Origin of the sequence: Mediterranea sp. ET5 (assembly GCF_023337025.1) — a bacterium.
Lineage (GTDB): Bacteria > Bacteroidota > Bacteroidia > Bacteroidales > Bacteroidaceae > Phocaeicola_A.
Genome location: NZ_JAMBLN010000021.1, coordinates 1 through 10,746 on the forward strand (window position 1 = coordinate 1; position 10,746 = coordinate 10,746).

Genomic DNA, 10,746 nt, shown 5'->3' on the forward strand with positions numbered 1-10,746 from the left:
GTTTACGGTCTCAATGAGGCAAGAATGAAATAAGTTTTAAATCACGTCATTGGAGTTATGAATAAATGGATCACTTTCTTTCTGCTCATCACTATTTTGGGAGTATCAGCTTGTAGTGAGGATGAGCGCCAGGATGATAGAGTTGTTGTGGAGCCGGAAGCTCCGGTTGATGAGGAAATCATATCCGAAGAAGATATTGAATACTATGATTTGTGTCCTTTTGAGAAATATGCCATCAGCAAGGGGTATGTTGTCGATGAGAAGGGTAATATATGCTATGATGATGGTTCATTGCTGCCATCCTATGATGCCGCACGTATATGGTTGGAGGACGTCCTTGATAAAGGAGACCCGAATTGGATAAAGTTTGAGTCCGTGCCCTACATGGCAATTTATTCGTTTGTCCTGTCTCCGTTTACCGATGACATTCGTCTGGTACGCAATGGCTCATCCGGTCCGATGTTCAAGGAGGTTATACCCGAAGATGAGTTAACCCATATTGTCCAATCCATGCAGTCCGGTGAAGAAGTACGCTACGTACTCATTCTAGCAAATATCCACAAGAAAGGTCTCCAGAAAGTGGAGTTTACTGTAAGAAAGCAATAACACATGGGCATGATGAATAAGCTTGTTGACGGGCGATAAGGAAATTGCCAAAGTGAGAGTCTTGGAGTGCTACGTGGCATACTGCATTGCCGAAGGATTGGTCCGTTGATGCTCGAATATCGGCGGTAGTGTCATGTTCCTTCGGAAGCCTTCAGCCGGACGTTTTTTGGGGTGGGGCAGGTGAGGCGGACGTTTTTTACATATTTCTTGAAAAAAAGCGGGCGAATGTTTTGCAAATGTCAAATAAAGCCCTACCTTTGCATCGCTTTTGAAACAAAAGACTTCGGGCGTTTAGCTCAGCTGGTTCAGAGCATCTGCCTTACAAGCAGAGGGTCGGGGGTTCGAATCCCTCAACGCCCACATCTCCGAAATTCAGTCTTTTGTTCCGATAATAAAGCAATCGGGCGTTTAGCTCAGCTGGTTCAGAGCATCTGCCTTACAAGCAGAGGGTCGGGGGTTCGAATCCCTCAACGCCCACGAAAGTCGAGTATAGCTCGACTTTTTTTGTTTTCTGCCCCTCCCTTCTTTCCTGGCGGAGGGGTGTCCTCTAAAATTTCCGTCCATGAATGCAAAACATTTCTTTTTAGCCGGTCTCTTCTTTCCCTTATTAATATGTTTTACCGGATGCACGGCGCGCAAGGTCGTCGGCAGTCCGGAAGAAAGGCTGGAAGCCGAGGTGCGTGTGAGCCGGGGCATCCCCTTCCTGGATATTTACGGTGCCGACAGGCAACGGGTGGTGTCCGTCCGTCTGGGGATGAACACATCGGAAGGCTCCTTTGAGAAACGCATCAAGATCGAGGCGCAGCCCCAGGTGGAGGCGGTGCGTTCCGTGTACCATCTGTCGGCGGGTAAACGCTCGGAAGTCGATGCCGCACGGAACAATGCCGTGTTTTCGTTGGTCAATGCCGACGGCTACCGCCTCCAGGTGGAAGTAGGCATCAGCGAGACGGGGGTAGCCTTCCGCTACCGCATGCCCGGCAAGCGGAACATCCGCGTGCTCGATGACTACACGGCTTTCACGTTCCCCAAGGAGGCCAAAGGCTATTTCCTGCCCATCTCGGAACATCGCCGTGCCGACGGGAGCATCGTCCCCCGTTACGAGGCTGCCTATGAAATCGGCGTGCCCATCACACATACTTCCGCCGGTCATGCAGGCTGGTGCTATCCCGCACTGGTGCAGTCGTCCGCAGGCAAACAGACCTACTGGACCCTGCTGACGGAGACGGCGGTGCGTGGCAACTACTGCGGCACCCACCTGGCAGAAGGCGACAGCATAGGCAACCTGCGCATCGCCTATCCCGAGTCCGTGAAGAACGGCAGGAAGACGGTGGACTACCCCGTGTTCAACAATGCAACTCCCTGGCGCGTGCTGGTCGTGTCGCCTCGCCTGAGCGATGTGGTGGAGAATACGTGGGCGACCGACCTGGCGACGGAGGAGTTCAAACCGACGAGAGCCTACCGTCCCGGCCGTGCTGCCTGGAGCTGGTTGCGCTACGGCGACGAGGCTACGACGTATGAGGAACAGAAGCATTTCATTGACCTGGCAGACACCTTGGGCTTCGAATATTGCCTGGTGGATGCCTGTTGGGATGTCCGTATCGGACGCGAACGGATGGCAGACTTGGCGGCATACGCCCGTGAACGGGGCGTGGGGCTGTGGCTGTGGTACAACTGCAGCGTTGACAAGAGGGGGCAGGCGAAGACTCCCAAGGGATGTCTGCGGACGCACGAAGACCGTCTGAAGGAGATGGGCTGGCTGAAGAGCATCGGCGTAGCAGGCATCAAGGTCAATTTCTTCGGGCACGACCAACAGGAGGCTCTCCGGTTCTATGAGGATCTGGTGGAGGATGCCAACAGCTTCGGGCTGGCTGTCAACCTGCACGGAGCCGCCTTGCCGCGGGGCTGGGAGCGTATGTACCCCAATGTGCTTACCGCCGAGGCTGTGATGGGGATGGAGCGTGCCATGGTCGACCGCCAGGTGGAGGACGAACGTGCCCGCCACATCGCCATGCTGGTCTTCACGCGCAATGTCGTGGCTCCTGTCGACTTCACACCGGTTGTGCTTGGCGAGCAGCTGGGCATGGACGGCGGACGTCCGGTGATGCGCTCCACGACCGCTGCCTTCGAACTGGCACTGCCGGTGGTGCTTCACTCTGGTGTACAGCACTATGGGTTGGTCCCAGCTGACCTGGAGGCATTCCCTTCCTTTGTCTTCGACTACCTGACGGACGTTCCCGCGTCCTGGGACGAAACACGTCTGATTGACGGACGTCCCGGAGAATATGCCGTGCTGGCGCGACGCTCGGGAAGCCGCTGGTTCGTGGCGGCAATCAACGGACGGAAACAGCCTCTGCGGCTGACGCTCGACCTGTCGTTTGCCGGACAAACACACTTCCGTCAAATCTCTTCACGGGGAAAGAACGGAGTGGACTGCCGTCCGGTGGACACCTCCCGCCTCCTGACTGTGGAAGTCGGTGTGAGCGACGGTGTTATTTTTTATTAGAAATTGGGAACATTACGAACTAGTATATAGCAAAATTCCTACCTTTGCACGAAAATCGCTAAATCTATTATTAAATGTCTGCAACGAAGAAGATAAAGACCGCTCTGGTGTCGGTCTACCACAAAGAAGGTTTGGATGAGATTTTGACCAAACTCCACGAAGAAGGTGTAGAGTTTCTTTCCACAGGAGGCACTCGCCAGTTCATCGAATCATTGGGCTTCCCCTGTAAGGCGGTGGAAGAGCTGACCAGCTACCCCTCCATCCTGGGAGGCCGCGTGAAGACCCTTCACCCGAAAGTGTTCGGAGGAATCCTGGCACGCCGCGCCGAGGAAGGCGACCGTGCGCAGATGGCTGAATATGCAATTCCTGAAATCGACCTGGTGATTGTCGACCTCTATCCGTTCGAAGACACGGTGGCTTCCGGCGCTGAAGAGCAAGCCATCATCGAGAAGATTGACATCGGCGGCATCTCGCTGATCCGTGCCGGAGCAAAGAACTTCCGTGATGTGGTCATCGTTGCCAGCCAGGCACAATATAAACCCCTGCGCGACATCCTGATGGAGCGCGGTGCCAACACGACACTCGAAGAGCGCCGCTGGTTCGCCAAAGAGGCATTCGCCGTGTCGTCACACTATGACTCCGCCATATTCAACTACTTCGATGGCGACGAGTGCTCTGCATTCCGTTGCGCCGTGGAGGACCAGAAACAGTTGCGCTACGGAGAGAACCCCCACCAGAAAGGATACTTCTATGGCAACCTTGATGCCATGTTCGACCAGATACACGGCAAGGAAATCTCGTACAACAACCTGCTTGACATCAATGCTGCCGTCGACCTGATCGACGAGTTCGACGAGATCACTTTCGCCATCCTGAAACATAACAACGCCTGTGGACTGGCTTCGCGTCCGACCCTGCTCCAAGCCTGGAAAGACGCACTGGCAGGCGACCCCGTATCTGCCTTCGGAGGCGTACTCATCACCAACGAGTCCGTTGACAAGGCTACGGCAGAAGAAATCAATAAAATCTTCTTTGAGGTCATCATTGCCCCCGACTACGACATGGATGCCCTGCAGATTCTCGAACAGAAGAAGAACCGCATCATCCTCGTGCGCAAGGACGTAGAGCTGCCCAAGAAGCAGTTCCGCTCATTGCTCAACGGAGTCCTCGTGCAAGACCGCGACCTGGACATCGAGACCCGCGACAACCTGAAGCAGGTGACCGACAAGGCTGCCACCGACGCTGAAATAGAAGACATGCTCTTCGCCAACAAGATTGTGAAGAACAGCAAGAGCAACGCCATCGTGCTGGCTAAAGGCAAGCAGCTCATCGCCAGCGGCGTGGGACAGACCTCGCGCGTCGACGCGCTCAAGCAGGCCATTGAGAAGGCACACAACTTCGGCTTCGACCTCGAAGGGGCCGTCATGGCGAGCGACGCCTTCTTCCCCTTCGGCGACTGCGTGGAGATTGCCGGGAAGGAAGGTGTGACAGCAGTCATCCAGCCGGGCGGTTCCATCCGCGACGCCGAGTCGGTGGACTATTGCAACGCGCACGGTATGGCCATGGTGATGACCGGTATCCGTCACTTCAAACACTAAACCGATGAAGGATGAAGGGTGAAGAATGAGGAGCCGGAGACGGTGCCTGATGCTTCATTCTTCATTTTTCATTCTTCATTCACAACATTAACGCTGCATTGAAATTATGGGATTATTTTCATTTACTCAAGAGATAGCCATGGACCTGGGAACGGCGAACACAATCATCATCAGCAATGACAAGATTGTGGTCGACGAACCGTCGGTAGTGGCGCTTGACCGCCGTACGGACAAGATGATCGCAGTGGGAGAGAAGGCAAAGATGATGTACGAGAAGGAAAACCCGCACATCCGCACCGTGCGCCCCCTGCGCGACGGAGTGATTGCCGACTTCAACGCCTGCGAGCAGATGATGCGGGGACTCATCAAGAAGGTGAACACCGGACACCGCCTCTTCTCGCCTTCACTGCGGATGGTCATCGGAGTGCCCTCGGGCAGTACGGAAGTGGAACTGCGTGCCGTGCGTGACTCGGCTGAACATGCCGGCGGACGGGATGTATACCTCATCTTCGAGCCGATGGCGGCCGCTATCGGTGTCGGACTGGACGTGCAGGCACCTGAAGGAAACATGATCGTCGACATAGGCGGCGGCTCGACCGAGATTGCCGTCATCTCGCTGGGAGGCATCGTGACGAACAGTTCCATCCGCATTGCCGGTGACGACTTTACGGCGGACATCCAGGAGTACATGAGCCGTCAGCACAACGTGAAGGTGAGCGAGCGCATGGCCGAACGCATCAAGATTGCCGTGGGAGCCGCGCTGACCGACCTGGGCAACGATGCCCCCGAGGACTACACCGTCTACGGACCGAACCGCATCACCGCACTCCCCATGGAAGTCCCCGTCGGCTACCAGGAGATTGCACACTGCCTGGAGAAGTCCATTGCCAAAATCGAGACTGCCGTGCTCAACGCGCTCGAGAACACACCGCCCGAGCTCTATGCCGACATCGTACATAACGGAATCTACCTCGCCGGTGGCGGCGCCCTGCTGCGCGGACTCGACAAGCGTCTGACCGACAAGATCAACATACCGTTCCACATCGCCGAAGACCCCCTGCACAGCGTGGCAAAGGGGACAGGCATCGCCCTGAAGAACATCGAGAAGTTCCCCTTCCTGATGCGATGACAGGAACCCAACGTGTGTGAAGGAATGGAGAGAGTGTGTCCCGATACCGCAGCATGACATACCCTCTTCATTCTTTCTTATTTCAGCGTCTCCCCTTTAACCCGTTTGCCCGTGCGAAACCTGCTCGAATTCCTGATGAGATACAGCCACTGCTTCCTCTTTGTCCTGCTGGAGGTGGTGTGCTGCGTGCTGCTCTTCCGCTTCAACAACTACCAGGGCAGCGTCTACTTCTCATCGGCGAACCGCGTCTGCGGCACGCTCTACGACATCTCGGGCGACATCACCGGCTACTTCCACCTGAAGGCGGTCAACGACACCCTCACCGACCGCAACCTCGACCTGGAGCATGAGGTCGCCACACTGCGCGCGACCCTCGCCGAGCTGACCGCCGACTCCACCATGACCGACAGCATGAGCCGCGCCGCACTTGCAGACTACCGGCGCATCAAGGCACACGTCGTCAACAACACCCTCGACCGCGCCGACAACTTCATCACCATCGACCGCGGAAGTGCCGACGGCATACGTCCCGAGATGGGAGTCGTCAGTGGCAAGGGAATCGTGGGCATCGTGGGAAAGACGGCGTCCCGACACTCGCTGGTCATCTCGCTGCTCAACAGCCAGTCGAACATCAGCTGCAAAATCAAGAACAGCGGCTACTTCGGCTACCTGCGCTGGGACGGACACGATGTCCGCTACACCTACCTGCGCGACATGCCGCGACACGCCGAGTGCCACAAGGGAGATACCATCGTCACCAGCGGATACTCCTCGATTTTCCCGGAAGGACTCTTCGTCGGGGTCGTCGAGGACATTGCCGACTCCAACGACGGACTGTCCTACCTGCTCAAGGTACGTCTTGCCACCGACTTCGGGCGGCTGCGCGACGTCCGCGTCATCGTCAGTCCCGTGCAGGCGGACATCGACTCGCTGGCAGTAACCACGAACCCCTAAACGAGAAAGGAGGCAGTCATGAATGAGTCATCCATCAAGCAAACCCTCTGGTTCCTCGCCCTGGTCCTCGTGCAGGTCCTCGTGTTCAACCACATCCACGTGGCAGGCTATGCCACCCCGTTCATCTACATCTATTTCCTGTTGATGCTCAACCTGGACACCAAGCGGAACACGCTGTTGCTCGCCGGCTTCCTCCTCGGGCTGGTCATCGACATGTTCGCCAACACACCGGGCATGAACGCTGCCGCAACCACCCTGCTCGCCTTTCTGCGTCCGTGGCTGCTCTCGCTCTTCGTCCCGCGCGACAATACCGACGACCGTCGCCCCGGTGTCCGCTCGATGGGCTTCGGTCCCTTCCTCGGATACGTCCTCACGGCGGTGTTCGTCCACCACACGGTCCTCCTGCTGCTCGACACCTTCTCCTTCTTCGACTGGAAGACGCTGGTGTTGAAGGTCCTGACAAGCACCGCGCTCACCACCTTCTGCGTGGCGGTGCTCGACAGCACGCGGAAGGGCAAAGCCTGACATTGTTTCCCGCCGGCAACCCCCTACGGGCATCCGGCGACCCAAATAGCAGAACACCATGCGCAACTATAATCTGGAGAAACGTAAGTTCGTCATTGCGGGTGTGGCCGTGGCTATCGTCTTCGGCTACATCCTGAGGCTCTTTACGCTTCAGATCATGAGCGACGACTACAAGAAGAACGCCGATAGCAACGCCTTCCTCAACAAGGTGCAGTACCCCGCACGGGGAGCCATCTACGACCGCAAGGGGCGTCTCATGGTCTACAACCAGCCTGCCTACGACGTGACCGTCATCATGCGCGAGGTCGAGAACCTCGACACGCTCGACTTCTGCCGTACGCTCGACATCACCCCCGAGTTCTTCCGCAAGCGGATGGAGGACATCAAGAACCGCTCCGTCAATCCCGGCTATTCCCCCTACACCGAACAGGTCTTCCTCAGCCAGCTGCCTGCCGAGGAGTTCGCCGTCTTCCAGGAGAAGCTCTTCCGCTTCCCCGGATTCTACATCCAGCGGCGCACCACCCGGCAGTACACCTACAACGTGGCGGCGCACGTGCTGGGCGACGTGGCGGAGGTCTCCCGGCGCGACATCGAGAACGACGACTACTACCGCAGCGGCGACTTCATCGGCATCCAGGGCGTCGAGCGTTCCTATGAGAAGGAACTCCGCGGCGAGAAGGGCGTCGAAATCCTCCTGCGCGATGCCCACGGACGCATCCAGGGACGCTACAAGGACGGCGCCTTCGACAAGCGGCCCGTCCCCGGCAAGAACCTCACCCTCGGCATCGACGTCGACCTCCAGGCACTCGGCGAACGCCTCCTCGAAGGCAAGATTGGCAGCATCGTCGCCATCGAACCCGCCACGGGGGACATCCTCTGCATGGTGTCCGCACCCTCCTACGACCCCCACCTCATGGTCGGGCGCGACCGCGGCAAGCACCACCTGGAGCTGTCGCGCGACAACTGGAAGCCCCTCCTCAACCGGGCGGTCTCGGGGACCTATCCTCCCGGCTCCACCTTCAAGACCTCGCAGGCGCTCACCTTCATGCAGGAGGGCATCATATCGCCCACACAGACGCTCTACCCCTGCTACCACGGCTTTGTCTATCGCGGACTGAGAGTGGGCTGCCACTCGCACCCCTCGCCGCTCTCGCTCATCCCTGCCCTGGCGACCTCCTGCAACGGTTACTTCTGCTGGGGACTCTACTACATGTTCGGCAACCGCACGAAGTACAAGAACGTCCAGCAGGCGATGACCACGTGGAAAGACTACATGGTCTCGATGGGTTTCGGCTACCAGCTCGGAGTCGACATCCCCGGCGAACGCCGCGGCATGATTCCCAACGCCACCTTCTACGACCGTGCCTACCGCGGCTCGTGGAACGGGCTGACCGTCATCAGTATCGCCATCGGGCAGGGTGAAGTCACCCTCACCCCGCTCCAGATAGCCAACCTCGGGGCGACCATCGCCAACCGCGGCTACTTCATCACCCCTCACGTCGTCCACTCCATCGAGGGCGGACAGCTCGACACTCTCTACCAGAAGCGGCGCTACACCAAGGTCGAGCCGCGCTACTACGAGGAGGTCGTCAAGGGCATGCGCCAGGCGGTCCTCGGCGGAACCTGTCGCGGTGCGAACCTGCCCGACATCGAGGTCTGCGGCAAGACGGGAACTGCTGAGAACCGCGGCCACGACCACTCCGCCTTCATGGGCTTCGCCCCCATGGACAACCCGAAGATAGCCATCGCCGTCTACGTCGAGAACGGAGGCTTCGGAGCCGTCTACGGCGTGCCCATCGGCAAACTCATGATTGAACAGTACCTTAAGGGGAAGCTCTCGCCCGAAAGCGAGGCGCAGGCTTCCGAAATCCAACAACGACGCATCTTCTATGATAACCAGCAACGCTAGTCTTCACAAATCGGTCGACTGGGTCATCATCGCCCTCTATCTCGCCCTGCTCGTCTGCGGATGGTTCAGTGTCTGCGGAGCCAGCTACACCTACGGAGAGCCCGACTTCCTCGGCATGGACACGCGGGCAGGAAAGCAGCTCCTGTGGATCGGCTGTGCCCTCGGCATCGGCTTTGTGCTCCTCATGCTCGAAGAGAAGCTCTACGACCTGCTCGCCTACATCATCTACGGCGCGGTCATCCTCCTGCTCATCGCCACCCTCTTTGTCGGCAGCGACATCAAGGGCTCCCACTCCTGGATACGCCTCGGCGGCGGCATCAACATCCAGCCTGCCGAGTTCGCCAAGGCAGCCACCGCCCTCGCCCTCGCCAAGTTCATGAACACCTACGGCTTCTCCCTCCGCCGCCGGCGCGACTTCCTCTGCGTCATGGGGCTTATCTTCCTGCCCATGGCAATCATCATCCTGCAGGAAGAGACCGGGTCCGCCCTCGTGTTCTTCTCCTTCTTCCTTATGCTCTACCGCGAAGGCATGACCGGCGCGTTCCTCTTCTCGGGCGTCTGCGCCGTGGTCTACTTCATCGTCGGGCTGCGTTTCTCCGACGTCATGCTGGGCAACATGCCCGCCCCCGTCGGCAAGTTCGTCGTGCTTCTGCTCATCCAGCTCTTCACCGCGGGCATGACCGCCGTCTACACCCACCGGCGCGACGTGGCGGCATGGATGGCAGGCGGTTCCGTGCTGCTCACCCTGCTGACGCTGCTCTTTTCCGCCTACGTCATCCCCTTCGACCTGACGTGGGTGCAGCTGGGCATCTGTGTCCTGCTGACGCTGGTGCTCGTCTACTTCTGGCTGCGTGAGCATCTGCGGAACTTCCTCTACATCACCTTCTTCACCTTGGGCTCGCTGGTGTTCTTCTACTCCAGCGACTTCGTCTTCGCCCACGTCCTCCAGCCCCACCAGAAGGTGCGCATCGAGGTCGTGCTGGGCATGAAGGACGACCTCTCCGGCGCCGGCTACAACGTCAACCAGTCGAAGATTGCCATCGGCTCCGGCGGGCTCACCGGCAAAGGCTTCCTCAACGGGACGCAGACCAAGCTTAAGTACGTCCCCGAGCAGGACACCGACTTCATCTTCTGCACCGTGGGCGAGGAGCAGGGCTTTCTCGGAGCCTCCGCCGTGCTGCTCCTTTTTCTTGCCTTCATCCTGCGCCTGCTCGTGCTGGCCGAACGGCAGACCGACCGCTTCGGGCGTGTCTACGGCTATTCGCTGGTAGGTATCTTCCTGTTCCACCTGTTCATCAACATCGGCATGGTACTCGGTCTGACGCCGGTCATCGGTATCCCCCTCCCGTTCTTCAGCTACGGCGGCTCCTCGCTATGGGGCTTCACCATCCTGCTGTTCATCTTCATCCGTATCGACTCCGCGAGGAAACGATTCAATTGACAATTGACAATGGACAATTGACAATTATCGTGCGTCGTGGGAACGATTCCACAAGGCGGCGAATGTAGGGGCGACCGGTCT

The 10,746-nt window shown here is 58.1% G+C and carries 8 protein-coding genes and 2 tRNA genes; all 10 read left to right on the forward strand.

The genetic code is table 11. The features are described from left to right. Positions 1–57 precede the first annotated feature (57 nt). The 10 genes from M3087_RS11885 (at position 58) to rodA (ending at position 10,665) form a co-directional block, all read left to right on the forward strand. On the forward strand, positions 58–606 hold the full coding sequence (locus tag M3087_RS11885; protein WP_249095993.1) for a hypothetical protein: 549 nt from the start codon (positions 58–60) through the stop codon (positions 604–606). A gap of 285 nt (positions 607–891) precedes the next feature. Then, positions 892–966 (forward strand) — tRNA-Val (locus M3087_RS11890). Positions 967–1,008: 42 nt separating this feature from the next. Next, positions 1,009–1,083: transfer RNA gene (locus tag M3087_RS11895), tRNA-Val, on the forward strand. An 85-nt stretch (positions 1,084–1,168) separates the two neighbouring features. After that, positions 1,169–3,109, forward strand: a complete 1,941-nt coding sequence (locus M3087_RS11900) for a glycoside hydrolase family 97 protein (protein ID WP_249095996.1) — start codon at positions 1,169–1,171, stop codon at positions 3,107–3,109. Between the two features lie 74 nt (positions 3,110–3,183). Then, entirely contained in the window at positions 3,184–4,707 is a 1,524-nt protein-coding gene (purH, locus tag M3087_RS11905; RefSeq protein ID WP_106484142.1) for a bifunctional phosphoribosylaminoimidazolecarboxamide formyltransferase/IMP cyclohydrolase, read from the forward strand. 106 nt (positions 4,708–4,813) lie between these two features. Beyond that, positions 4,814–5,836: a rod shape-determining protein gene (locus M3087_RS11910; RefSeq protein WP_022384791.1), complete on the forward strand. Its 1,023-nt coding sequence runs from the start codon at positions 4,814–4,816 to the stop codon at positions 5,834–5,836. A 111-nt stretch (positions 5,837–5,947) separates the two neighbouring features. Beyond that, positions 5,948–6,790, forward strand: a complete 843-nt coding sequence (gene mreC / locus M3087_RS11915; RefSeq protein ID WP_249095998.1) for a rod shape-determining protein MreC — start codon at positions 5,948–5,950, stop codon at positions 6,788–6,790. A gap of 18 nt (positions 6,791–6,808) precedes the next feature. Further along, on the forward strand, positions 6,809–7,315 hold the full coding sequence (gene mreD / locus M3087_RS11920; RefSeq protein ID WP_249096001.1) for a rod shape-determining protein MreD: 507 nt from the start codon (positions 6,809–6,811) through the stop codon (positions 7,313–7,315). Positions 7,316–7,373: 58 nt separating this feature from the next. Then, positions 7,374–9,224, forward strand: coding sequence for a peptidoglycan D,D-transpeptidase FtsI family protein (locus tag M3087_RS11925; protein WP_249096003.1), 1,851 nt, complete (start codon positions 7,374–7,376; stop codon positions 9,222–9,224). Then, entirely contained in the window at positions 9,205–10,665 is a 1,461-nt protein-coding gene (gene rodA / locus M3087_RS11930; RefSeq protein ID WP_249096005.1) for a rod shape-determining protein RodA, read from the forward strand. The genes M3087_RS11925 and rodA overlap by 20 nt, the downstream gene beginning before the upstream one ends. Positions 10,666–10,746: the final 81 nt, after the last annotated feature.